A 24,800-nucleotide genomic window follows, 5' to 3' on the forward strand; every position below is an offset into this window, starting at 1 on the left:
TCCATAAGACATTGAAACAATTGCAATAGGTTATTCATGAGCGATTGGATCATCAGCATCGCAAACACCCCTGCGGGCAGTAATGTTGCACTGGGTTTGGCGTTGTTTGCGGCCGTAATGCACGCCATTTTTGGCGCGCTGCAAAAGGGTAAATATGATCCTTGGATCATGCGCGGTGCGATGGATTTTTGCTATGGCATAATCGCTGCACCGATTGCATTATTTATGGTCCCATGGCCCGAACCCCATATGTGGCTGATATTCATCGGTATGTTCGTGTTGCACGTGATTTACAAAGTCACCCAAGGCATGGCCTATAGCCACGGTGCATATACAGTTGTCTACCCCGTGGTGCGCGGACTTGGCCCGTTGTTCACCGTTTTGGCGGCGGGCGTCGTGTTTGGCGAACATTTTGGCGCGGTACAATGGGCAGGGGTTGTTTTGCTGACTGTATCGATCTTGATGCTGGCGCGGCTGAACCTGAAACGGGCCAAGCGCAGTGGTATCAAGCTGGAAAGCGATGAATTGAAACTTGCCCTTGCTTGGGCGGTGGCGGCTGGGTTCATGGTGGCGGCCTATACCACCTATGATGCGTATGGCATTCGCGCCACGTTGAATCCGTTTACATTCCTTGCGTGGTTCTTTTTCATTGATGGGTTGTCGGTGTTCCCATGGGTCGCCGCATTGCGTTGGCGGGGCATGGAAAACCGCCCCGATGTGGCACCCTTGATGATGCGTGGATTGATCGGCGGGATCGTTGCCTATTTCAGTTTTGGCGCGGTGATGTTGGCCACTCGCCTGGACAAAGTTGGCGAAGCGGCGGTGCTTCGCGAGACATCACCAATATTTGCAGCGCTGATTGGTTGGCTTTTCCTCAAAGAAACCGTAGGTGTAACCCGTGCCATATTCATGGGATTAATCGCGATGGGCGCGGTGTTGGTTGAATTTGGCGGCTAAAGGATAATGAGATGAGCAATAAAAACGTCAGCCCCTTGGTGAAAACTGCGTTGGAAATGGGGCCAGTCATCCTGTTTTTCGTCGCGTTCGTTTTGCTAAAGGATCGTGAATTTATTGTTGCGGGAACGGCATACAAAGGCTTCATCGCCGCAACCGCGCTGTTCATTCCAGTCTTGCTGATTTCAACGGGGATCTTGTGGAAACTCACGGGTGAATTATCCAAAATGCAAATCGTTACCGCCGTGTTGGTTTTGGTGTTCGGTGGGCTTGGCATTTGGTTTAATGACGAGCGGTTCTTTAAAATGAAACCGACACTGATCTATCTGATCTTTGGTGGTTTGTTGGGCTTTGGCCTATTGCGTGGGCAATCATATCTAAAGGTCGTCATGGAACAGGCATTGCCGATGGTTGATGCGGGTTGGATGATCCTGACCAAACGCATGACCGCGTTTTTCTTTGCCCTTGCCATCGCAAACGAAGTTGTCTGGCGCACCATGTCAACAGAGGCATGGGTGAATTTCAAAACCTTTGGTCTGACGGCTGCGCTGTTTATCTTTATGATGACGCAATCAGGTTTGTTAGCGAAATATGGTATCGCGCAAGACGACGACACGGACGCTGCATAACCAGCGCGCCTGATACAGCGTCGTCTGCATCATTGGTGTAACTACTTTCTAAACAGGTTCTTCTGGGCGGATTTATCCCCCAGCGTTTTACGCTTTTCCGCCGCCAATGCTCGCCCACGTGCAACGCCATCGCGCGCGACGCAACGATCAATCCACGCGGCCATATTGGGAAATTGTGTTAAATCCTGTTCTTGGCGTTCCCACAGGCTTGCCCATGGCCACACGGCCATATCCGCAATCGAAAATTCACCGCAAATATAATCGCGCCCCGCCAGTTGTTTTTCCAAAACACCATAAAGGCGTGCAACCTCGCTGCGATAGCGATCTTGGGCATAGGGGATCACCTGTGGTGGTTCCAAATTCGGTGCATAGGCCAGAAAATGATGCGCCTGTCCTGCCATGGGGCCAAGACCACCCATTTGCCACATTAACCATTGATCAATTTCAATCGCTTGGCGCGGTGATGTGCCGTAAAACTTGCCCGTTTTACGCGCCAGATATTGTAAAATCGCACCTGACTCAAAAATCGAAATCGTTTCACCGTCAGGGCCATCATGATCCACAATCGCAGGCATGCGGTTATTGGGGGAAATCGCCAGAAATTCTGGTTTGAATTGATCACCCGCACCAATATCCACAAGGTTCAGATTGTAATCCAATCCCATTTCTTCCAGTGCGATGGCGATTTTCCAACCGTTTGGAGTTGGCCAAAAATACAGATCAATGGGTTTTGTCATACGCGTGTCCTCAGTTTGTGAAAACAATTGCAGATTATACGCGTATTACAACCCCGCACTACAATCCAGCACGGCGGCGATATGATAATCCTCGCAGCCATGTGAATGAAATATAAGACAGGTTGAATACCGCACCCACCTTGCGCGGTTGATCGACGTTGCCCAACCGATGGGTCAATTCCGCGGGAGTAAACCCAGCCTCGCGCCGAAAAATTGCGTGATACAATCCAAATACACCGTCGCGTGTGTAAAACGACCAATGGCAAAACCCAGCCGTGGGGTGCGCCATGCGAATGCCCATCATGCGCAGGTTTTGCAAAACCTTTGGACAATCAATTTGAATGTTCACCCAATTGGAACGGCGAAACGGAAAATCCATTCCTAATGCGCGATTGGCGGGGCCGGGACTGGGTGCGAACCGTTCAAACAGCAAATCGTAAAAATCATTTTGCCGCGCGGTAATGTTGTAAAATTTGGCCGCGCGCGCGGCGGGGTATTGCAATGCGGCCAGCGCCACCGCGCCAAATTCAGCGCCCCCCATCATCACAACCCGTCCCAAATTTTGATGAAAAATATGGCGCAAGGATTGCAACACAACCCGCGCCCCCATCGAATGCGCCATGATGTCGATTTTGCGGTTGGGGGCAATATCATGGAGAAGATTAATTAATCGCGCCAATTGTGCACCCTCGGTTTCGGCGCGGTCATACACTTGGTGAACAGCGGTGCGTGCCAAAAACGAATCTGATCGGGCATGCCAAGCAAACCCAATGGCCAACCCACCGCGATTATCATATTGCGCCACACCCATTTGGCGCGGCCAGGATCGGATTTTCCAATGTTTGCGATCAACATGGCGGGCAAAAATGGTGCGATGGGGATTATTCGCATGGGCAAGGGGGGAAAATTTATACCCATGCACCATGATTATGATCGGCGCATCATCGGGCACGGATTTCAAATTTTCGCCCAGCAACGTCGCCACATCGCGCGCGGGCAAATCAGGGTGAAACAAACGCCCATCCAAGGAGTTCACACGAAAGACAGACATTGGACTGCTCGTATCTTGTTTTATCGTTATGTGTTTCATAACAGCCAAAAACAACAAAACCGTAAACATAGCGTTTCAGTTTGATGAACCGATCAAATTTTCTGCAAATTTTCCCACGCTTCTTGACGTCTAACCAAACTTGGGCGTATGTAGCCTGTGTGGCGATTTGTAACCGGATTGTGGGCCACGTTAAACATGCCGCTAAAGAGGTCGAGGCGCGATAACCCCGACTTTGGTTGGGGTTTTTTTGTGGGCAGCGCCCAAAGGATATGAATATGGAACACTGGAAAGAAAAAACAAAATTGGTACACGCAGGTGCCAAGCGCAGCCAATTTGGCGAATTGTCAGAGGCGATTTTTCTGACCCAAGGGTTTGTGTATGACACTGCCGAGGATGCCGAAGCACGTTTTATCGAAAGCGGGCCAGATGATTACATTTATGCACGTTACGCAAACCCAACCGTGCGCATGTTCGAAGAACGCCTTGCCGCACTAGAGGGCGCAGAGGATGCATTTGCCACCGCATCGGGCATGGCCGCCGTGTCTGGCACATTGTTTTCCATGTTACGTGCGGGTGATCATGTTGTATCATCCAAGGCATTGTTTGGTTCATGCCTGTTTGTGATTGATGATATCCTGCGCCGCTGGGGGATCGAGGTCACATTGGTTGATGGCACCGATCTGGATGCTTGGGCCGCCGCGATGCAACCAAATACCAAGGTTTGTTTTTGCGAGGCGATTTCAAATCCCACATTGCAAGTGATCGATATCGCAGGGGTTGCCAAAATCGCCCATGATGGCGGTGCGCAATTGGTTGTTGATAACGTATTTGCCACTCCAGTATTCCAACGCACGCTGGAACTGGGCGCGGATGTGGTGGTGTATTCCGCCACCAAACATATCGACGGGCAGGGACGCTGTTTGGGCGGGATTGTCTTGGGAACCAAGGAATTCATCCAAGACACATTTATCCCGTTCAACAAACACACAGGCCCCGCAATGAGCCCATTCACCGCTTGGGTCATGCTCAAGGGGTTGGAAACACTGGTTCTACGTTGCGAAGCACAGGCAAAATCCGCAGTGGCAATTGTGGATGCACTAAAAGGTCACAAAAAACTTACATCCGTGATCTATCCCACCGATGAAACCCATCCACAGCACGAACTGGCGCGCCGCCAAATGACCGCAGGTGGTACAGTTGTCGCGTTCGAGGTTACGGGCGGCAAAGCGGCGGCATTTAAACTGCTCAACGCGTTGGAAGTATTCACCATTTCCAACAACCTTGGTGACGCCAAAAGCCTGGTTACACATCCCGTGACAACAACCCATAAAAACCTGACCGATGACGCCCGCGCCGAGGCAGGGATCACAGATGGCATGATCCGCCTGTCCGTTGGGATCGAGGACACAGATGATCTGATCGCCGATCTAATCGGTGCTCTCGAAAAGGTGTAATGTTCCAAAGCATCTGAAATTACTGGAAGATTGTCCTTGAGTGCGCCCATTGCGTCGCGTTCAAGGCAGTTTTACTGGTAACTTTCAATCAAAGCACCTATATAAATTGCATCAAGGGCACTAGACCGAAAGGAAACCCCTATGAACCATCCTGATCCATTGAAAAACGATACAGCCGAAATGGTTGTTGAAAAGCCGTCCAAGCAACAGGCCGAAGATGCCGTGCGCACATTGTTGCGCTGGGCAGGGGATAACCCCGAACGCGAAGGGTTGTTGGATACTCCCAGCCGCGTGGTAAAGGCATATGGTGAATGGTTTCGTGGATATGAAGAAGACCCGATTGATATGCTCAAACGCACATTTTCCGAGGTCGAAGGGTATGACGAAATGGTGTTGCTAAAAGACATCCGTTTCGAAAGCTATTGCGAACACCACATGGCCCCGATTATCGGCGTGGCGCATGTGGCCTATATCCCAACCGAGCGGGTTGTGGGGATATCGAAACTTGCCCGTGTGGTGGATGCATTTGCAAAACGCTTGCAAGTGCAGGAAAAAATGACATCACAAATCGCCAATGCCATTGAAACCGCATTGCAACCGCGCGGCGTTGCTGTGGTGTTGGAAGGTGAACATCACTGCATGTGCACACGCGGTGTGAACAAAAACGGCGTCACCATGATGACATCCGCCATGCGCGGTGAATTCAAATCTGATCGCGATCAGCGTCGTGAATTTATGGCGGCAATTGGCAATCCCCACTAGACCAAGCTGGGTTAGATGCGGATAAGCTGTGCCTCTGGCACGGGTTTTCAAACTGTTTGGTGCGATGCGGTGGCTGGGTCTTTGCTTGAGTGGCTTAGATAAAGTCAGATCACCGTTCGCAGGTGTAACGCGATTGAAACCAGTCTGGCGGTACAACTGCATCGTCGACAATATGATTTTGGGTTTTTGGGATGCATACACATTATCAATCATCAACAAACGGATCACTGGTTTTGGGGAAACTGCCCAAGACCAACAAGGGAAACCTTGTTTTGATGCGGGGGAAACCCTGTCCTGCCATATCATAACGGTGGCGCCGCCAAATCAACATTCACTTTGCGTGACTTAACCCCTCGCAAACCCCAAGTAACCCCGTTGCAAGACGGGGTGACAGGGTGGTTTGTGGGGCGGTTTTGCTGTGCAATTGTGTGATGGGTGTCACGCTTATCTATCTTGACAGTTTGCCGCCCCTCCACCAAACCTTGCGCATGTTGGATTTTCGCCCTGCGGGTTATGTAATTGGGATGCTTGTCGTGGCGCTGGGCGCGGCGATGTTGCTCCCTATGATCGTGGATATCGTCACACAAAGCGGCCATGCAGGCGCATTTGCCGTTAGCGCATTTATTACCTGTATTTCGGGGGCGGTCATCGCGCTGGCCTGTGCCAATGCTGCCGAGGGCGGGTTAACCATTCAACAGACGTTTTTTCTGACCACGGGCGTGTGGTTGGTGTTGCCATTTTTTGGGTCGCTACCGTTTATTTTTGGCGCAACAGAGGCGCGATTTGTCGATGCGTTTTTTGAGGCAATGTCAGGGCTTACCACCACGGGTGGCACGGTGTTCACTGGGCTTGATACCATGCCCAAAGGATTGTTGTTTTGGCGTGGGCTGATGCAATGGTTTGGGGGCATTGGCGTGGTTGTGATGGCCATGGTGTTTTTGCCCATGTTGCGTGTTGGTGGTATGCAGATTTTCCGCACCGAAGGCTTTGACACATTTGGTAAAATTCTGCCACGTGCTGCGGAAATTGCGCGCAATATTTCATCGATTTATATCACGCTGACGCTGACCTGTATGGTGGCCTATGCCATGGCGGGGCAATCGTTTTTTGATGCGATGGTCCATGCCATGACCACCATCGCCACAGGTGGTTTTGCCAATTATGACGCAAGTTTTATCAACCTTGGCGCCGCCACCGAATATATTGCCGCCACATTCATGATTTTGGCCGCGCTGCCATTTGTGCGGTATGTGCAATTCATGGGCGGGTCGGTGACACCCCTGTTCAAAGACAGCCAAATACGTGCATTTGCAATGACCCTTCTGGTTGTGGTTGTTATGCTGACGCTGTGGCGGTTTACCTTTGTGACGCAATCGGGCGAATTTGCATTTCGCAAGGCATTGTTTAATGGCGTGTCGATCCTAACAGGTACGGGCTATGCCAGTGATGATTATATGCTGTGGGGCGGGTTTCCGATTACGATATTTTTCCTGATCGGGTTGATCGGGGGCTGTGCCGGATCAACCACTTGTTCGATCAAGATTTTCCGCTTTCAACTGTTGTTCGCATCTATTCGTGCCCAAATTCAACGCATTCACAACCCAAGTGGCATTTTTCAGCCCAGATATGAACGCAGACCCGTATCCGAAGATGTTATTTCTTCTGTGATGGCGTTTTTTATGCTATTTATGGTGTCATTAGCCGTTTTGTCCATCGCATTGGGCATGACGGGGCTTGATGCCGTAACCTCAATTTCCGGGGCTGCTGCGGCGCTGGCGAATATTGGCCCAGGATTAGGGGCCGAAATAGGACCATCCGGCAATTTCGCCGGTCTGAACGATGGCGCTAAATGGTTGCTCTCGGCAGGAATGTTGGTCGGACGATTGGAACTAATGGCGGTGTACGTGATGTTTACCGCCACATTTTGGAAAGGTTAACCATGGTAAAGGGTGATTTGGACCCCACCAATTGGGACGAATTTCGCACAACTGCGCATCGCATGTTGGACGCGAGCATTACAAAAATGGAAAATGCGGATCAAGGGCGGGTGTGGACACCATTGCCCCAAGATTTGCGTGATCAGTTTAACCGCGATTTACCACGAACGGGCAGTGACCCCGAACAGGTGATGAACGATATCATGCCCTACGGGGCGGGTAATACGCATCCACGTTTCTTGGGCTGGGTGCATGGTGCGGGTGCGCCAAGCGGTGTTTTGGCCGATATTATTGGCGCTGCGATGAATGTGAATGCCGGCGGGCGCGATCATATCGCACCCGTTGTGGAACGACAGGTCGTGCGTTGGTGTGCGGATATCATGGGCTTTGGTGATGATGCATCGGGGTTGGTTGTGTCCGGTACATCACTGGCAACGATTATCGCGCTCAAGGTTGCGCGTGACAAGGCACTGCCAACGGTGCGCGGTGGTGGCATCGCGGATGCGCGCCTTGTGGGATATACATCAAAACAAACCCATACTTGTGTGAAACGCGCGTTCGATATGTTGGGTCTTGGCAGCGATGCGTTGCGCATGGTTCCCTGCAACGACGCGTTTGAAATGGATTTGGATGCTTTGAACGCGCTGATCGCGGCGGATCGGGCCGATGGGTTACAACCGTTTTGTGTGATTGGCACGGCGGGTGCGGTGAATATGGGCGCGATTGATGATCTGGATGGCATCGCCGATATCGCCAAACGCGAAAACCTTTGGTTCCATGTTGATGGCGCATTTGGTGCCACCGCACGGGTGGGCCAATTGGCGCGCGATCAATTGGCAGGGGTTTCACGCGCCGATTCACTGGCCTTTGATTTTCACAAATGGCTGCAAACCAATTATGAATCTGGGATTGTTCTGATCAAGGATGAATCCGCCCATCGTCATTCATTTTCCGATCGTCCTGAATATCTGCGCGGCACAGAACGTGGTCTTGCCGGTGGTGCATTTTGGGCAGTTGATTATGGCCCCGAGTTAAGCCGCGGTTTTCGCGCGCTCAAAGTTTGGGCGCATTTGGTGGAACATGGCATCGATAAACTGGGCGCGAGCATTGATCGCAACATTGAAACCGCACGGTATTTACAAGCGCGGGTGGAACGCGAACCCAAATTGGAAATGCTCGCACCCGTGCCGTTGAATATTAACTGTTTTCGCTTTGTCACCAATGATGTGAACATGGACGCGATCAACGAGGAAATCGTGATTCAGCTCCAAGAAAGCGGTATCGCGGTGCCATCAACCACGCAACTGAACGGGCAATTGGCCATTCGTGTGAATATCACCAACCATCGTACGCAAAATTCTGATATGGATTTGTTGGTGGATGAAATTCTACGCTTGGGCGAAATGTTGAGCGTGGCTGCGGCATAACGCAATCCAACTTGTGCGCTCTTCGCTTTGCTTTTAGCCTGTCCACAAACGGGAGGCGAACATGAGCAAAGAATACAAGGCTGACGTGATCATCATTGGCGCAGGGCTCGCAGGCATGGTTGCCGCGACCGAGGCCATTGCGCGCGGGCGTTCGGTGCTGTTGTTGGATCAAGAAGGCCAGCAATCGTTGGGTGGTCAGGCATTTTGGTCGCTGGGTGGGCTGTTCATGGTCGATACCCCCGAACAACGCCGCATGGGCATTCGCGATTCAGTCGCGCTCGCCGCACAGGATTGGGCAGGTTCTGCACAGTTTGACCGCACAGAGGATGCAAACCCACGCCTTGTTGCGGATGCTTATCTGGATTTTGCCAGTGGTGAAATGCGCAGCTGGCTGCATAAAATCGGTATGCGCTGGTTTCCCGTTGTCGGCTGGGCGGAACGCGGGGGTGGCATGGCGCATGGGCACGGGAATTCTGTGCCACGCTTCCATTTGACATGGGGCACAGGCCCAGGTGTTCTTGCCCCATTTGAATCAATGCTCAAAGCGGCAAAAGACGCAGGAAAACTGCGCTTTGCATTTCGCCACCGCGTAACCGCGCTGGAGGTTCACCATGGCGTCGCCAGCTCCATCGCGGGTGAAATACTGGAACCCACGGATGCACCACGCGGCCAAAGCACATCGCGCACCGTTGTTGGCGATTTTCGCGCATTTGGCGAAAGCATCATCGTAACATCTGGCGGGATCGGTGGTGATTTCACCAAGGTGCGCCATGTCTGGCCCACAGATCGTTTGGGTGCAGCGCCCAAAAACATGATTGCAGGTGTACCCGATTACGTGGACGGCCAAATGCAAGAAATCGCACAGGGTGCAGGGGCAGGGATCATCAATGCCGATCGGATGTGGCATTATACCGAAGGTGTGCAAAACTGGGATCCCATCTGGCCCAATCACGGCATTCGGATTTTACCCGGGCCCAGCTCGATGTGGTTCGATGCGCTTGGCAATCGGATGGAGGCTCCATATCTCCCTGGCTTTGACACGCTTGGCACATTGCGCCGTATCCTTTCTACGGGGCATGAACATAGCTGGTTTATCCTCACTCAAAAAATCATCGAAAAAGAATTCGCGCTGTCAGGATCAGAACAAAACCCCGATTTCACCTCTGGCAAATGGGGACAGGTGTTGAAATCACGCCTTGGCAAAGGTGCGACTGGCCCCGTGGAAGCGTTTAAAAAACACGGTGCCGATTTTGTGGTGGCCGATGATCTGGAAACGCTGATCAAAGGGATGAATAAAATCACGCCCGATATACCGCTGGCATTTGATCACATCCAATCCCAAATCGCGGCGCGTGATCGTGAAATCGACAATGAATTTAGCAAAGACGCCCAAGTCACCGCAATACGTGGTGCGCGCAATTACCGTGGCGATAAACTGATCCGCACCGCAAAACCCCATCGTATTTTGGATTCATCAGCGGGGCCATTGATCGCGGTGCGTCTCAATATCCTCACACGTAAATCGCTAGGGGGGATCCATACCAATCTTGATGGGAAAGTGATCGGCCAAGACGGCGAAATTATCCAAGGGCTGTTTGCGGCGGGTGAGGTCGCAGGATTTGGCGGCGGTGGTTATCACGGCTATAACGCACTGGAAGGTACATTTTTAGGTGGCTGCCTGTTCAGCGGTCGCCAAGCGGGGCGCTGCGCGTAATCAAACGGAAACTGCCGCGCAGTTCGCGATATTGATCAAAGGGGCTGCCGCCCCTTGCTGTGACGTCATGCAAGGCATGTCATCACATCTACCCCGCGGATATTTTAACAAAATGGAAAGAAATTTGATTCAAATTTGAACTGCGGGACAGGCAGGGATGCCGATGGCCGTCAAAATGGAGGTCGTCTTGCAACTTGCAAGGCGGCTTTTCCAAATGTTCAAAATATCCTCGCCGAAGGCATAAACTCTTTCGCAAGCGATCGGCGAATAAATTGATCCGATTGAATTGACCAAACTCGCACCTTTCCCTAAGTAGGGTTGAACTGTCTATCACAAGGGTTTTGTCAAATGGCTGTCGCTAAACCGCGCTCTTTCCAAGAAATTATTTTGCGCCTTCAAGATTATTGGGCCAAGCATGGTTGTGCGATCATGCAGCCCTATGACATGGAAGTGGGGGCGGGTACGTTTCACCCTGCAACAACGCTGCGCGCACTTGGCAATAAATCTTGGGCCGCGGCCTATGTGCAACCATCGCGTCGCCCAACCGATGGGCGCTACGGTGAAAACCCGAACCGATTGCAACATTACTACCAATACCAAGTCATCATCAAACCAAGCCCGCCAGATTTGCAAGAATTATACCTTGGCTCGCTTGCTGCCATTGGCGTTGATATGGAAATGCATGACATCCGTTTTGTTGAGGATGATTGGGAAAGCCCGACGCTTGGCGCTTGGGGGCTTGGCTGGGAGGTGTGGTGCGATGGTATGGAAGTGTCACAGTTCACCTATTTCCAACAGGTTGGTGGGCATGATTGTACACCTGTGTCGGGCGAGCTGACCTATGGTCTGGAACGTTTGGCGATGTATGTTTTGGGTGTTGATCACGTGATGGACATGCCGTTCAATGATCCCGATGCCACGATCCCGCTGAAATACCGCGATGTGTTTGAACAAACCGAACAGGAATATTCGCGCTGGAATTTCGACATTGCCGATACGGATACTTTGTTGCAACATTTCAAAGACGCAGAGGCCGAATGCAGCCGCATTTTGGATGCACCCCATGTGGACCCCAAAACAGGCAAATTCATCATCATGGCGCATCCGGCATATGATCAATGCATCAAGGCATCGCATGTGTTCAATCTGCTTGATGCACGCGGTGTGATTTCGGTGACTGAACGCCAAGCCTATATCGGGCGGGTGCGCGCATTGGCCAAGATGTGCGCAGATGCATTTGTGCAAACCGAAGCAGGCGGGGCGGCGGCCGCTGTTTCCTAGCTGCGGAGTTTTGGTGTGACCAAACCAACAAGCGACGATAACAACCCAAAGAAACCAGAAGAATTGGTAGCGCAGCTTCGTGCGCAAATTGTGCAAATGCGCGAGACAATGGATAAACAGCGCAGCACGTTGGACAAGCAACGCGATACATTGGCTAAGCAGCGCAAAAATTTGGAAGACCTGCGCATACAAATCAAAACACAGGCTGATAAAAAACCCACGGCGAGCGAAAAAGACATCGCCAATTTGCGTAAAAAATTAGAAAGCGCAGAGACCAAGCTCGCCACAGAATCCGAAAAATTAGCCAAATTGCGCAAATCATACGATGGCGCCATGGCCAAGCAAAAAGAATTGCGCGATCAAAGTGCAGCGCGTCTTGATGCGGTTGCTCAGCAGCGCGAAAAAAATGCACATCTGCGCGAATTATCGGCGCATCAATTGCAATCAACGGAACGCAAATCCACATCACATGGTATGCTCAAGGGTATGGCGATGTTGCTTGCCCCTGAAGATATCGTTTTTGATTGTGGGGCAAATATCGGCGATGTCACAGCGATTTTTGAACCAACTGGCGCACAAATCACGGCCTTTGAGCCTGATGAAAATTGCGTTGAGAAAATGAAATCCCGATTTGACGATGCGCCCAATATCACATTGATCCAAGCGGGGGTTGGCATTTCCCAAACGCGTGCGAAACTTTATCACAGTAGTGATTATGCCGATAGCGAAGCACGCAGCCAGGCAAACACATTGATCCATGGTAATGCGCGCGTGGATTATGACGAAACCCATGCGAGCGATGTGAAAATCGTTAACCTGATTGAAATCATCGAACAAACAATTGCAAAACATGGCGAAATTGCCGTGTTAAAAATGGATATCGAAGGCGCGGAACTGGACATCATGGAAATGATGTTCGAAAAATCCCTGTTTGATCATATCCGTTGCAGCGTTATTGAAACCCACGAACACATATTCACAGATTTGGCCGATCGTTACACTGCCATTCGTACCGCGATCAGCGCGAAATACCCGCCAAACAAAGTGTTTATGGATTGGATATAGAGACAAGTTAATGGAACGCCCTTGTACGCCTTTGGCAAGTCAAGTAATTGCCATTTCCAAGAACAGGAGAGTACCATGCGTGGAACCGTGTTAATTGGTGGAATTTTGGCTGTTGCGGGCGCAATGGGCGCTGGGCTTTGGTATTCGCAAAACTATGCCTATTACAAAACGGTGGATGGCGTTACATCCGTCACCGCATATGGCGATGCATTCCCTGTCAGCGATTATCGCGGTATTGATGCAGATACATCGCCATTAAAAATGCGTGCCTGTTTCACGGTCGATTGGGATTATTTTCCAACGGATGAATTCAAGGATGTGGTCACACCATTAAAACCACCGCGCTGGTTTGATTGTTTCAATGCAAAACAAATCGCAGATGACATTGCCAATGATAATGCGACGACGATCCTGTCGGATGAAAACGTGCCATTTGGGTTTAACACCTATATCGCGCAATACCCCGATGGGCGCGCCTATATGTGGCGCCAGATTAATGAATGTGGTCATGCGGTGTTTGATGGTGCGGATTTGCCTGATGGCTGTCCCAACCCGAACGCGGCCAAACCCATTCCCACAACACCCAGTGATGTGAATATCGCGCTGTCCCCGATTGGTGGCACACCCGAAGATATCGCCATATCCGACGCAATGGGCGTTGCGGCGGGTGATGATTTTTGGGCCTGTTTCAAAGTTGATATGAGCTTTGCGTTCCTCAGCGAAACATACCAAATCGTGGAAGAGGTTGCACCAACCCCAACTGATCTGTCGTGTTTTAACGCAGAAACGGTTGCGAATGATGTGCATTCGGGCGTTGCCCTTGCGGTAATGGGACAAAAAAACATAACAACGGGCGTTGATCGTCTGGTTGCAATTTACGAAGATGGACGTGCCTATTCTTGGCACCAGAAAGCGGCAGAATAAACATGGCTGATCTACTACTTGAACTTTTCTCCGAGGAAATCCCAGCGCGTATGCAACGCAAGGCTGGCGATGATCTGAAAAAGCTGGTCACCGATGCCTTGGTTGATGCGGGCATCACCTATGCCAGTGCCGCTGCGTTTAGCACACCACGTCGTTTGACATTGACCATTGATGGATTGCTCAAGGAATCCCCAAATACCCGCGAAGAACGCAAAGGCCCGCGCACCGATGCGCCTGAAAAGGCATTGGATGGATTTTTGCGCGCCACAGGTTTGACCAAGGATCAATTGGAAACCCGCGACGACAAAAAGGGTCAGGTGTATTTCGCCGTGATCGAAAAATCAGGTCGCCCAGCATCCGAGATCATCGCCGAAATCGTGCCAAACGTGATCCGCAATTTCCCATGGCCAAAATCCATGCGCTGGGGTGCGGGCAATTTGCGCTGGGTGCGCCCATTGCATTCAATTTTATGCGTCCTGTCCGATGACGATGGCAACGAAGTTGTTTCATTTGATGTGGATGGCATTGAATCATCCAATATGACCGCAGGGCATCGTTTCCACGCGCCACAATGGTTTAGCGTGAATAATTTTGAAAACTACCGCGCAGAGCTGAAAAAATCATATGTTGTTTTGGACCCTGTGGAACGCGGCGAACATATTTGGGAAGATGCGAAAAACATGGCATTCGCCCAAGGTTTGGAATTGGTCGAAGACGCGGGTTTGCTGGCAGAGGTATCTGGTCTGGTTGAATGGCCCGTTGTTTTGATGGGCGATATTGCCGATGATTTCAAAGACTTACCACCAGAGGTTTTGATCACCTCGATGAAAGAGCATCAGAAATTTTTCAGCGTGAAAAACCCAAAAACGGGTCGGATTGAAAAATTCGTCACCGTGGCCAACCGTGAAACCGCGGATCAGGGTGCAACGATTTTGGCAGGGAACCAAAAAGTTCTGTTTGCGCGCCTGTCGGATGCGAAATTTTTCTGGGAAAATGATTTGCGCGTATCCATGGATGACATGGCGGCGAAATTATCCAATGTAACATTTCACAACAAACTGGGCACACAGTCCGCGCGCATTGAACGCATTGCCGCCCTTGCGGGTGAACTTGCGCCCATCGTTGGTGCGGATAAAGATGCAGCGATCAAAGCCGCACAAATCGCCAAGGCGGATTTGTCGTCCGAAATGGTTTACGAATTTCCCGAACTGCAAGGTGTCATGGGGCGCTATTATGCGCTGGCCGCAGGGCAGAGCACAGATATCGCCGATGCCTGTGTTGAACATTATTCACCCCTTGGCCCAAATGATGATGTGCCAACATCGCCTGTGTCCGTATCCGTCGCCCTTGCCGATAAGATCGACACGTTAACGGGGTTTTGGGCGATTGATGAAAAACCAACAGGCAGCAAAGACCCATTCGCCCTGCGCCGCGCGGCATTGGGTGTTATTCGTTTGGTTTTGGAAAATGATGTGCGGGTGAATTTTGGGAAAATTTTCGAATGGGGTTTGATTGCACACGGATCGCCGCGACCTAACCCAAAGGATGAGGATGATTATACTGGATTGGACAAAGATATGAACCTCCTCTCCTTCTTCCATGACCGCCTAAAAGTGTTCCTGCGCGACAAGGGGATCAGCCACGATATTATCGACGCGTGTCTGGCGATGCCAAACAATGATGATTTTGTGCTGTTGGTCAAACGTGCCGAGGCTTTGCAAGCATTCATCAAAACCGATGATGGTGAAAATCTGTTGCAAGGGTTCAAACGCGCCAACAACATCCTGAGTGCAGAAGAGAAAAAAGACGGGGTTTCATACGAGCTCGACCCTGATTTGAAATTTGCCGAGGATAACGCCGAACGCGAACTGTTCGCCGCCTTGGACACAGCCGCCAAATCCATCGCACCTGCGATCAAGTCCGAAGATTTCGCCGCCGCGATGCAGGGCATGGCCACGTTACGCACACCGATTGATGCGTTCTTTACTGCCGTGCAAGTCAACAGCGAAAACCAGATGGTGCGCCGCAATCGTTTGTGTCTGTTGAATCGGATTCGCAATGTCATGGCACAGGTCGCGGATTTCACTCTGATCGAAGGGTGACGCCACGTCATGGGGTGGCGCAATACCATTGTGGCGCCACTTCGCCCAATTGAACAAACTAAAATCGCGCAATTGCCCCCATCGTGCCCAAATTTGGTCTTGTTTCGGGGCGAAATAGGAAGGGATCAAGCGAGGGTTTAACACCCGGGGGTGGGTAGACTGCTTGGTCAATTCGCGAGGTTTCATACAGCGCGGAACAAAGTGTCCCTAGCCTTGTCCCAGGCTAAACATGGTTAGGCGCAATTGATGGCAAATCGCCACAGTTGCGCTTAACTTTTTCTGGCTCCTTGCATATCGGCTCGAATGGGGCGTAACGTGATTGTCAGAGGATTAATCATGGACGGTAGCGGACAAAAATACCCAGATTGCATTGCATTGCTGCCCGGTGCGGATGTTCCATGTGAACTTTATGGCGCACGTGCAGCTTCGATTGTGGATCTGATGGCGGCAGATTTGCCTGTGCCAAAAGCATGGGCGTTTTCCGTTGAAACCGTGCGCAAATTTGCCCGTTCCGATTTTAGTGCGGAATTTCCAATGGCCGATGCCGTGCGTGCAGGGCGATTATTATCCGTGCGTGCCAGCGCCCAAGATCGCGCATGGGGTGGACCTGAAACATTGTTAAATATCGGCATGAATGCGGATTTGCGCGATGTATTGGCCAAACCGCTGGGCGAAAATCGTGCCGATGCGCTGTATTTTCGATTTATTCAGGATTACGCGGTCAAGGTTGGCCGTCTTGACGCCGAAGATTTTGAAATCATTCTGGAACGCTGTTCGCGTGCAGGTGTGCCCAATTTTGGCGCTGCCGTGCAACAATCATTGGCGTTTTACGAGGATGAAACCGATAGCGCGTTTCCATCTGACCCAGAATTGCAATTGCGCCAAGCATTGCGATCCTTGGCCGTGGCATGGGGTGGCACCAGCGCCAAAATTCTGCGCGGTGCGCTTGGTGCGCCAACCGATGCGGGGTTGGGTTTGATTGTTCAGGAAATGGTTCTGGGCGTTGGGCGCGGTGAATTTGGATCGGGCGTAGCGCAATTTGTTTCCGCCGCAAATGGTGAAAAAACCGCATTTGGCCGCTATCTGAGCCAGAGCCAAGGGCGCGATGCGATGGACACATCCAAAAAGGCACAGTTTTTGGCCAAGGACCCGCGCGGCCCATCACTGGAAGAAATCTATCCAGAGGCATTTGAACGCCTTCAAGAATTATCCGGTTTTGCGCGCGTCGCGTTTTGCGATGATATGCAGCTGGAATTCACCATCGAGGATGGTGCGGTTTGGTTGTTGGATGCGATCCCTGCGGAACGCACAGGGCGTGGGGCGGTGGCAATGGCCGTGCGATTGGCCGCGGATGGTTTGATCACCCGCCAAGCGGCATTGCAAAAAATCAGCCCCAAATCATTAAACGAAATCCTGCACCCCCAAATCAGCGCCAAGGCCGTGCGCGATCGCATTGCAAATGGTATTGGCGCAAGCCCGGGTGCCGCAACAGGGCGCATGGTATTTAGCGCCACCGCCGCCCAAGCATCCGAAGCGCGTGGCGAAGCCTGCATATTGGTGCGGGTTGAAACCACGCCTGATGATATTCGCGGCATGCATTCCGCCAACGGCATTTTGACAGAACGCGGTGGCATTACCAGCCACGCCGCCGTTGTGGCACGCGGCATGGGGTTGCCCTGTGTTGTGGGGGCCGCAGACATTGATATTGATACGCGTGCGCGCAAAGTCACGTTAAAAGGTGGCGAAGTTCTGGGCGAGGGTGACGTGATCACGCTTGAGGGTGGCACAGGTGATGTTCTGCGCGGTGCACCCGATTTGGTACAGCCCGAATTGGGCGGGGCGTTTACAACATTCATGTCTTGGGCCGATGAATTTCGCAAATTGGGTGTGCGCGGCAATGCCGACACGCCCGAAGATTTCCGCATGGCACAGGCATTTGGTGTGGATGGCATCGGATTGGTGCGCACCGAACATATGTTTTTCGACGAGGGTCGATTAACGGTGATGCGCGAATTGATTTTCGCCGACAGTGACAATGACCGCCAAGCGGCGCTCAACCTGTTGTTGCCTATGCAGCGCGATGATTTCATCGAAATGTTCACGATGATGGGGGAATTGCCCGTCTGTATCCGCCTGCTTGACCCGCCGTTGCACGAATTTTTGCCAAGCACACGCGAAGAAATGCAATCGTTGGCCGAAAGCATGGGGTTGCCATTGTCCAAGGTGATGACGCGGATTGATGATCTGACCGAATTTAACCCAATGCTGGGCACACGTGGTGTCCGGCTTGGGATTACCGCGCCCGAAATTTACGAAATGCAGGCACGCGGCATATTCGAGGCCGTCGCCAAAGTGCAAAACGCCAAGGGTATTTCGATCAAACCCGAAATCATGATCCCGCTGGTATCTGCAAAACGCGAGGTCGAATTGGTTAAATCGCGGGTGGATGCGGTGGCATCTGCGGTGCAAACCGAATTGAACGTGAAACTGGATTACGCCATTGGTGTCATGGTTGAAACCCCCCGCGCAGCACTACGCGCAGGCGATATTGCACAGAACACGGCATTCATGAGCTTTGGTACAAATGACCTGACACAGATGACATATGGGTTAAGCCGCGATGACGCGGGGCGGTTCATGCGCGATTATGTTGCTCTTGGTGTTTTCCCAGAAGACCCGTTTCACAGCATGGATATTGATGGCGTGGGCGAGTTGATACAAATCGCCGTGGATCGTGCACATGCGGTGAATCCGAACATCAAAATGGGGCTGTGTGGTGAACATGGCGGGGATTCTGCATCGGTGGCTTTTTGTCACGAAGCGGGGCTAGATTACGTTTCGTGCTCCCCTTTTCGTACACCCATAGCGCGACTTGCCGCTGCGCAAGCGGCCCTAAATATGCCTAAAAATTAGGCAATTAATTTGCGCGATTTTGCTTAACTGCCTCTGAGACAACAAAATTTTGCTAGGTGCGGCGATTTCGCAGCCCTGCTATGCGTCGAAATTTCTAGACAAGACCCCCTGTGACCCTTTAAAGCCTGCCCGAAATAGAGCAAAACAATGGGATCTGTTCCTCATGGTCACGCGAGTTTCTAAATTTTTGACGTCTGCTGTTTGCGGCGCAATACTATCCTTGTCCACTGAATCTGCTTTTGCAGATCAAGCGGCAAGCATCGATACGGATGTCACACGCATTTTGGCTGATGAACGTATCGTTCTGCGATCTGTACGCAAAAATGATGTCATCATTATGACGCGTGTTGATGAATTGCAGCCAAAATCAAAACCAAAAGACCTGCCGAAAGTTGCATCATTGCAAGTTCCGGCAAAAATTGTGCCCAGCAAGAGCCAGTTGGCCGCGTTACCACGCGCATCTGGCAATTCCGAATGGGCCTGTTTGACCGAGGCGCTTTATTTCGAAGCACGCGGTGAAACGGTTAAGGGCATGTTTGCCGTGGCAGAGGTGATTATCAACCGCCGCGCATCCAAACGTTTCCCCAATTCAGTATGTGCTGTTGTAAGCCAAGGTTCACATCGCAAAAACGCCTGTCAGTTTTCGTATAAATGCGATGGCCATGCAGAAGTGTATCACGAAAAACGCGCCCATGACTTGGTTGGCAAAATTGCCAAAATCGCATTGGCACGCAAGGCAAGCCCATTAACAAGTGGCGCTACATTTTATCACGCCACATCAGTGCGTCCAAAATGGTCTCGTGCGTTTTCACGTACAGCACAAATCGGCAAACACCTGTTTTACCGCCCTAGCTAATTCAATTTAATCGGCGAAATTTTGCGTCAGGTAATACCCGCCACATGGCTGGCTGGTATTGCGCGAATATCCGATGCCATTCCCGATTTTGCGCACGCGCGGGTGCATGATGTTTTTCTTATGTCCCGGTGATCGTATCCAAAGCCCCACCATGCGATTTGCCAAACTGGCATAGCTGTGTTGGGGAATGGGTGATTTTGAATCATAGAAAACATAGGAACATGATTGGCTGTTGCGCGCAATAAACGGGGTGCGCCCATAATTCAACCGCGCATCAAGCCCGACATTTTCCGCCATCACCTTGGCCTTGACCCGTGCCTTGCGGTAACGCGGTTTTAGGGAACCGTAATGGCGTGCCTTGTTCCCGCCTGTGCGCGCCATTTTGCGGCTGTGATCGGCGGCGGCTTGGCGCAACCCGTGAATTTCCTTCAACTGTGGTTTGCCCGCACGACAACGATAATAATTTGTAACCTTGGTCGCAGCAGACGAAAACAGTTTCTGATTCAACCGTTGTGGCGAAATCACCTGTAATTCTTGTTTGGTAAATTTGGGTTTGTTACAGCCCATCGCATGGGCCGAGGTCGCACCCATTGTGGCCATTGCCATTGCGTAAATGATAAATTTGCGCATTTTCCCAGTTACCCCGTTTCACCAACTCGTTCACACCCGATATAATTCTGTTTTACCAAAACTTATGTCGTTTTTATGGCATGTTTCCTTGCGAGGGCTGTTATTTCCTGCGAAAGAACCTATCTGAGGGATAGAAAGCGACGCCATGACCAATGAAACAACATTAGCATTCGAAATGCCAGAGGCACGCGCAGCCGCAACCAGCGGAAATGCGCCATTGGATCGTATTGCGGTGCGTGATTACACCACCGCGGTGGAAATCGGCGCGTTTCAGGCTGAACGTGGTGTGACCCAGCGCATTCGTTTCAACGTGGTGTTAGAGGTTTCATCAAGTGCCGCGGCCAAATTCGATGATGTGGATCAGGTGTTATCATACGACACAATCACAGAGGCGATTCAGGATCAATTGGCCTTTGAACGCTTAAACCTGTTGGAAACGCTTGCGGAACGGATTGCGGAACAGGTGCTGGTCAATCCACGCGCCGTGCGCATTTTTGTGCGCATTGAAAAGCTGGATCGCATTCCTGGGTCACTGGGCGTTGAAATCGTTCGCGCCCGCGGGGACGGCGAAAATCTGCATCCCATTGATGCGCCCGCGGCCCAAGAGGTAAGCATCGTACACCCGATGGTGGTGTTTTTGCCAAATGCGGTGTTGCATAGCGCGGGATTGCCAGCGTGGCTTGATGCCATCGCCGCGCATGAATTGCCGGCAATTATCTGTGTGGAACAGGCGCTTGAAACTGCACCGCAGGCGGATGTGGATGCGGCGAACAATCGTATCGCGTTATTGTCGATTGAACAAAACGCATGGGTTTTGGCAGGCAAAGATAAACGTTGCGTGGTGGTGGACAGCCGCACCGAAATGGATTGGGCGATCAAAAACGGGCAATTATCCGTATGGGCGCCATCGAAAATGGTGTTGGATGCGGTGCGCAAGCCAAAGGTGGGCGCGGATCAACCGCTTGCGCTCGCGCAATGGTTCGCAGCGGAATTTAGCGCCGATCATGTCAGTGTGTTGCACGGATTTGATGGTGCCGTTGCGAATGAACGCCTGCAAATCGTTGACACAGCCAGCGAATTGTAGGATTCCAACAACAGGTTTATTTAAGGTAACTTGTTGATGCAATATTTCAGACCCATCGCGCAAACGGACGCGATGCGACCCCGCGATGCGTTATCTCTTGCAGGTGGTGCGGTTTGGTTTACCCATTGCGAAGTTTTATCGCGTGGACATACATCCCAAATTATTCCCGTTTCTGAATTACCAGATGATGTAAAATCACATTTATCATCCCCCCGCGCACCGATTGCAGGTGTTGCGATGGACAAACCCGCAATCATGGGCGTGTTGAACGTGACCCCAGATAGCTTTTCTGATGGGGGGCAACATAATGATCGGCTTGGCGCGATATCGCGTGCGATGCAGATGATCGGGCAGGGTGCCGATATCATTGATGTGGGCGGTGAATCCACACGCCCCGGTGCCGATTTCGTGGATAATTCCGAAGAAATCAACCGCACCATCCCCGTGATAGCGGGGCTAAAGCTTGCAAAAATTCCCGCGCCCATTTCGATTGATACACGCAAGGCAGAGGTCGCAAAAGCGGCCATTGATGCAGGGGCGGAATTGTTTAACGATGTTACCGCGCTCAGTTTTGATCCAGACAGCATCACACTTGCGGGGACGAAAAAACCGTTTGTCTGTTTGATGCACGCCAGCGGTGATCCCAAAACAATGCAAGACAATCCGCAATATGATAACGTGTTGTTAGATGTCTATGATTACCTGTCAACGCGTGTTGACGCATGTGTGGCGGCGGGTGTGCCACGCAAAAATATTATTGTTGATCCGGGCATCGGATTTGGCAAAACACGCGCGCATAACATTGCGCTGATTAAAGGATTGTCGTTATTTCACGGGCTGGGCTGCCCTGTATTGCTCGGCGTTTCACGCAAACGTTTCATCGGTGAAATCACCGGTGAGCAAGACGCCGCCAAGCGCGCGGTTGGGTCTGTTGCGGTGGCGTTAAACGGGTTATCACAGGGCGTGCAGATTATCCGCTGTCACGATGTAACCGAACATAAACAAGCGTTCGATATGTGGAGCGCAATGAACCAAGGATCAAACACATGAGCCGTAAGTATTTTGGAACCGATGGTGTGCGTGGGCGTGCAAATACCCACCCAATGACGGCAGAAATGGCCATGCGTTTGGGCGCGGCTGCGGGGCGCTATTTTCGCAAAGATGAAAAAGAGCATCGCGTGGTGATCGGCAAGGATACGCGCCGTTCCAGTTATATGATTGAAAACGCATTGATGGCAGGGTTCATGTCCACGGGCATGAATGTTTTCCCGCTTGGCCCTGTGCCAACGCCTGCTGTTGGGATGTTAACCCGATCCATGCGCGCCGATGTTGGTGTGATGATTTCTGCTTCGCACAATCCACATCATGATAATGGCATCAAATTTTTCGGCCCCGATGGATATAAATTGTCTGATGAGGCCGAATTGGAAATCGAAGCATTGATCGATGGTGAAATCGAATTGGCACAACCACAAAACATTGGCCGTGCGCGGCGCATTGATGATGGGCTTGGCCGTTATATGGAATTTGCCAAAACGGCCTTTGCCGGTGAAAAGCTCCTTCATGGGATGAAGGTTGTGATCGATTGCGCCAATGGCGCGGCGTATAAGGCCGCCCCCGCCGTGTTGTGGGAATTGGGCGCAGATGTGATCGAAATGGGCGTCACACCAAATGGTTTCAACATTAACGAAGGCGTTGGTTCCACCGTGCCCGCCGCCGCCGCCGCACGGGTGATTTCAGAGGGTGCCGATGTTGGTATCTGTTTGGATGGCGACGCGGATCGTGTGATCTTGATCGACGAAAAAGGCCAAGTCGCCGATGGCGATCAATTGATGGGTCTGATTGCCACGCAATGGGCGGGTAAGGGGCGTTTGGCGAAAAATACACTTGTCGCCACGGTGATGTCCAACATGGGGCTGGAGCGCCATTTAAATGGGCTGGATATTAATCTGGTGCGCACAGGCGTTGGAGATCGATATGTGGTGCAAGAAATGCGCGCAAATGGGTATAACCTTGGCGGGGAACAATCAGGGCATATCGTGATGACGGATTACGTCACCACGGGTGATGGGCTGATTGCGGGTCTGCAATTTTTAAGCTCGATGGTGGAAACGGGGCAAAAGGCCAGCCAATTGGCCAATGTATTTGAACCCATGCCACAGATGTTGGAAAATGTACGCTATGGCGAGGGCAAAACACCATTGGATGCGCAATCTGTCAAAGATGCGATCAAAGACGGCGAAACACGTCTGGCATCCAACGGGCGCTTGTTAATCCGCAAATCAGGCACAGAACCATTGGTGCGCGTCATGGGCGAATGCGAGGATGAGGCATTGCTGAACGACGTGGTGATGGGTATTGCGGCGGCGGTCAAGGGGGCGGCGTAAGGGTAAAATACTGGTTAGGTAAGAAGCTGTAGTCGGCTGGGTTAAAAATCAAACAATAGGATAGGTGTTGTGAGTGATCAATTAGTTGAGCAATTACGAGACGACATTCGCACTTTAATAGATAACCTTATCAGCCCCTCAAGACTGGAAATTTCTAGGGTGAGAAATGTTTCTAGCGCAATATGTCGACGCTGGCTTATTGATAAAGGATTAGTAAATCTAGCGCATTCGTTAGGAGTTGTCCCAACCCTACCAACCTTTGACAACCTCCAGCATATTGAAAAAATAGATCGGTGGACAATCGTAGATTTTTATACGACTGGTGGAATTTCTTTGAGGGGATTTCCTGTTAATTCGATTTACAAGTTGCGTAGCGGGTTTCCAGGTCACCCAGATTTTGAGCTCCTGAAGCAGCAGGCTATTACACCCGGGAGGTTTTTAAGACGAAAATGCACGTTTGGGTTGGATCGCTGGTTTACTACCGAAGATGTTTTGCGGCACATGGTTAACAAGGCTGGAGGAGTTCATTTTGATGTTAGGCGCGAAAAAATAATTGATCAAAAAATTGATGAAATTCGCGCCAAGTTTCTCATAGGTTCAGAGAATATGAAACAAGATGATGTTGATAAGGAGTATATAGAAATTCTGGGTGATTTTGACGAGACATTTGACTTTGTTTATCTCGAAATGATGTCAATTGCCCAATCATTGTGCAATGTAAGATTTGATGGAAAATCAGTGGTTCACAAGTTACGAGTTGGGCCAGATAACATTGGAATGGGAAATGATATTCTATTGGGCCACACTCATCATGTACGCGTCAATACCTGAACAATGCCTTGGCACCTTCGCCAAGTCTCTAACTGTATGCAAAAATAATTGCACCATCACCA

Annotated in this window: 20 protein-coding genes and 1 riboswitch; of the genes, 17 read left to right on the forward strand and 3 right to left on the reverse strand. The window is 51.2% G+C overall.

Annotated elements, in window-relative coordinates:
• The first annotated feature begins 36 nt into the window (after positions 1 to 36).
• Positions 37 to 957 (forward strand): EamA family transporter, encoded by a 921-nt coding sequence (locus IE094_RS10660; RefSeq protein ID WP_189640690.1) that lies wholly within the window; start codon positions 37 to 39, stop codon positions 955 to 957.
• Positions 958 to 968: 11 nt separating this feature from the next.
• Complete coding sequence (locus IE094_RS10665) at positions 969 to 1,583, forward strand: inner membrane-spanning protein YciB (protein WP_189640691.1); 615 nt, start codon at positions 969 to 971, stop codon at positions 1,581 to 1,583.
• 41 nt (positions 1,584 to 1,624) lie between these two features.
• Here the strand turns inward: IE094_RS10665 and IE094_RS10670 are convergent, their stop codons facing one another.
• Together IE094_RS10670 and IE094_RS10675 are read right to left on the reverse strand one after the other, a co-directional pair.
• Positions 1,625 to 2,320, reverse strand: coding sequence for a glutathione S-transferase N-terminal domain-containing protein (locus tag IE094_RS10670; protein WP_189640692.1), 696 nt, complete (start codon positions 2,318 to 2,320; stop codon positions 1,625 to 1,627).
• A gap of 58 nt (positions 2,321 to 2,378) precedes the next feature.
• Positions 2,379 to 3,371 (reverse strand): alpha/beta hydrolase, encoded by a 993-nt coding sequence (locus IE094_RS10675; protein ID WP_189640693.1) that lies wholly within the window; start codon positions 3,369 to 3,371, stop codon positions 2,379 to 2,381.
• A 148-nt stretch (positions 3,372 to 3,519) separates the two neighbouring features.
• A riboswitch (SAM riboswitch) is annotated at positions 3,520 to 3,597 on the forward strand.
• Positions 3,598 to 3,646: 49 nt separating this feature from the next.
• Between IE094_RS10675 and metZ the strand changes: the two genes are divergently transcribed.
• The 11 genes from metZ to IE094_RS10730 all read left to right on the forward strand — a co-directional run bounded on the left by metZ (position 3,647) and on the right by IE094_RS10730 (position 19,806).
• Positions 3,647 to 4,825, forward strand: a complete 1,179-nt coding sequence (gene metZ, locus IE094_RS10680; RefSeq protein WP_189640694.1) for an O-succinylhomoserine sulfhydrylase — start codon at positions 3,647 to 3,649, stop codon at positions 4,823 to 4,825.
• A gap of 141 nt (positions 4,826 to 4,966) precedes the next feature.
• A complete protein-coding gene (folE, locus tag IE094_RS10685; protein ID WP_189640695.1) occupies positions 4,967 to 5,587 on the forward strand; it encodes a GTP cyclohydrolase I FolE in 621 nt (206 codons plus the stop codon).
• 488 nt (positions 5,588 to 6,075) lie between these two features.
• The gene (locus tag IE094_RS10690) at positions 6,076 to 7,524 is read left to right on the forward strand and encodes a TrkH family potassium uptake protein (RefSeq protein ID WP_189640755.1); all 1,449 of its coding nucleotides are present in this window, start codon (positions 6,076 to 6,078) and stop codon (positions 7,522 to 7,524) included.
• Between the two features lie 2 nt (positions 7,525 to 7,526).
• Positions 7,527 to 8,951, forward strand: a complete 1,425-nt coding sequence (locus IE094_RS10695) for a pyridoxal phosphate-dependent decarboxylase family protein (protein WP_189640696.1) — start codon at positions 7,527 to 7,529, stop codon at positions 8,949 to 8,951.
• 61 nt (positions 8,952 to 9,012) lie between these two features.
• Positions 9,013 to 10,665: an FAD-binding dehydrogenase gene (locus tag IE094_RS10700; RefSeq protein WP_189640697.1), complete on the forward strand. Its 1,653-nt coding sequence runs from the start codon at positions 9,013 to 9,015 to the stop codon at positions 10,663 to 10,665.
• Positions 10,666 to 11,013: 348 nt separating this feature from the next.
• Positions 11,014 to 11,946 carry a glycine--tRNA ligase subunit alpha gene (locus tag IE094_RS10705; RefSeq protein WP_189640698.1) on the forward strand — a complete coding sequence of 311 codons (933 nt, stop codon included), beginning with the start codon at positions 11,014 to 11,016 and terminating at the stop codon, positions 11,944 to 11,946.
• A gap of 15 nt (positions 11,947 to 11,961) precedes the next feature.
• Positions 11,962 to 13,011 carry an FkbM family methyltransferase gene (locus tag IE094_RS10710; RefSeq protein ID WP_189640699.1) on the forward strand — a complete coding sequence of 350 codons (1,050 nt, stop codon included), beginning with the start codon at positions 11,962 to 11,964 and terminating at the stop codon, positions 13,009 to 13,011.
• A 75-nt stretch (positions 13,012 to 13,086) separates the two neighbouring features.
• Entirely contained in the window at positions 13,087 to 13,935 is an 849-nt protein-coding gene (locus tag IE094_RS10715) for a DUF6446 family protein (protein WP_189640700.1), read from the forward strand.
• Positions 13,936 to 13,937: 2 nt separating this feature from the next.
• A complete protein-coding gene (gene glyS, locus IE094_RS10720) occupies positions 13,938 to 16,037 on the forward strand; it encodes a glycine--tRNA ligase subunit beta (protein WP_189640701.1) in 2,100 nt (699 codons plus the stop codon).
• A gap of 336 nt (positions 16,038 to 16,373) precedes the next feature.
• Entirely contained in the window at positions 16,374 to 18,950 is a 2,577-nt protein-coding gene (ppdK, locus tag IE094_RS10725; RefSeq protein ID WP_189640702.1) for a pyruvate, phosphate dikinase, read from the forward strand.
• A gap of 220 nt (positions 18,951 to 19,170) precedes the next feature.
• Positions 19,171 to 19,806, forward strand: coding sequence for a cell wall hydrolase (locus IE094_RS10730; RefSeq protein WP_229802251.1), 636 nt, complete (start codon positions 19,171 to 19,173; stop codon positions 19,804 to 19,806).
• 6 nt (positions 19,807 to 19,812) lie between these two features.
• Here IE094_RS10730 and IE094_RS10735 read toward each other — a convergent pair whose 3' ends face one another.
• Positions 19,813 to 20,436, reverse strand: coding sequence for a CAP domain-containing protein (locus tag IE094_RS10735; RefSeq protein ID WP_189640703.1), 624 nt, complete (start codon positions 20,434 to 20,436; stop codon positions 19,813 to 19,815).
• A gap of 145 nt (positions 20,437 to 20,581) precedes the next feature.
• Between IE094_RS10735 and IE094_RS10740 the strand changes: the two genes are divergently transcribed.
• From IE094_RS10740 to IE094_RS10755, 4 genes are all read left to right on the forward strand, one after another.
• The gene (locus IE094_RS10740; protein ID WP_189640704.1) at positions 20,582 to 21,520 is read left to right on the forward strand and encodes a dihydroneopterin aldolase; all 939 of its coding nucleotides are present in this window, start codon (positions 20,582 to 20,584) and stop codon (positions 21,518 to 21,520) included.
• Positions 21,521 to 21,556: 36 nt separating this feature from the next.
• A complete protein-coding gene (gene folP / locus IE094_RS10745; RefSeq protein ID WP_189640705.1) occupies positions 21,557 to 22,570 on the forward strand; it encodes a dihydropteroate synthase in 1,014 nt (337 codons plus the stop codon).
• On the forward strand, positions 22,567 to 23,907 hold the full coding sequence (gene glmM / locus IE094_RS10750) for a phosphoglucosamine mutase (protein ID WP_189640706.1): 1,341 nt from the start codon (positions 22,567 to 22,569) through the stop codon (positions 23,905 to 23,907). The genes folP and glmM overlap by 4 nt, the downstream gene beginning before the upstream one ends.
• 69 nt (positions 23,908 to 23,976) lie before the next feature.
• Positions 23,977 to 24,738: a hypothetical protein gene (locus tag IE094_RS10755; protein WP_189640707.1), complete on the forward strand. Its 762-nt coding sequence runs from the start codon at positions 23,977 to 23,979 to the stop codon at positions 24,736 to 24,738.
• The last annotated feature ends 62 nt before the right edge of the window (positions 24,739 to 24,800 follow it).

This window comes from Paramylibacter ulvae (assembly GCF_014652655.1).
In the GTDB taxonomy this organism is placed as follows: Bacteria; Pseudomonadota; Alphaproteobacteria; order Rhodobacterales; family Rhodobacteraceae; genus Amylibacter; species Amylibacter ulvae.

Excerpts from the sequence above, each read along its gene's own strand:
- IE094_RS10715 (WP_189640700.1), top strand. The coding sequence starts at position 13,087 with ATGCGTGGAACCGTGTTAATTGGTGGAATTTTGGCTGTTGCGGGCGCA.
- metZ (WP_189640694.1), top strand. The coding sequence starts at position 3,647 with ATGGAACACTGGAAAGAAAAAACAAAATTGGTACACGCAGGTGCCAAG.
- IE094_RS10695 (WP_189640696.1), top strand. The coding sequence starts at position 7,527 with ATGGTAAAGGGTGATTTGGACCCCACCAATTGGGACGAATTTCGCACA.
- glyS (WP_189640701.1), top strand. The coding sequence starts at position 13,938 with ATGGCTGATCTACTACTTGAACTTTTCTCCGAGGAAATCCCAGCGCGT.
- IE094_RS10735 (WP_189640703.1), bottom strand. The coding sequence starts at position 20,436 with ATGCGCAAATTTATCATTTACGCAATGGCAATGGCCACAATGGGTGCG.
- IE094_RS10690 (WP_189640755.1), top strand. The coding sequence starts at position 6,076 with ATGTTGGATTTTCGCCCTGCGGGTTATGTAATTGGGATGCTTGTCGTG.
- IE094_RS10665 (WP_189640691.1), top strand. The coding sequence starts at position 969 with ATGAGCAATAAAAACGTCAGCCCCTTGGTGAAAACTGCGTTGGAAATG.
- glmM (WP_189640706.1), top strand. The coding sequence starts at position 22,567 with ATGAGCCGTAAGTATTTTGGAACCGATGGTGTGCGTGGGCGTGCAAAT.
- ppdK (WP_189640702.1), top strand. The coding sequence starts at position 16,374 with ATGGACGGTAGCGGACAAAAATACCCAGATTGCATTGCATTGCTGCCC.
- IE094_RS10675 (WP_189640693.1), bottom strand. The coding sequence starts at position 3,371 with ATGTCTGTCTTTCGTGTGAACTCCTTGGATGGGCGTTTGTTTCACCCT.
- IE094_RS10705 (WP_189640698.1), top strand. The coding sequence starts at position 11,014 with ATGGCTGTCGCTAAACCGCGCTCTTTCCAAGAAATTATTTTGCGCCTT.
- folE (WP_189640695.1), top strand. The coding sequence starts at position 4,967 with ATGAACCATCCTGATCCATTGAAAAACGATACAGCCGAAATGGTTGTT.
- IE094_RS10670 (WP_189640692.1), bottom strand. The coding sequence starts at position 2,320 with ATGACAAAACCCATTGATCTGTATTTTTGGCCAACTCCAAACGGTTGG.
- IE094_RS10740 (WP_189640704.1), top strand. The coding sequence starts at position 20,582 with ATGACCAATGAAACAACATTAGCATTCGAAATGCCAGAGGCACGCGCA.
- IE094_RS10700 (WP_189640697.1), top strand. The coding sequence starts at position 9,013 with ATGAGCAAAGAATACAAGGCTGACGTGATCATCATTGGCGCAGGGCTC.
- IE094_RS10660 (WP_189640690.1), top strand. The coding sequence starts at position 37 with ATGAGCGATTGGATCATCAGCATCGCAAACACCCCTGCGGGCAGTAAT.
- folP (WP_189640705.1), top strand. The coding sequence starts at position 21,557 with ATGCAATATTTCAGACCCATCGCGCAAACGGACGCGATGCGACCCCGC.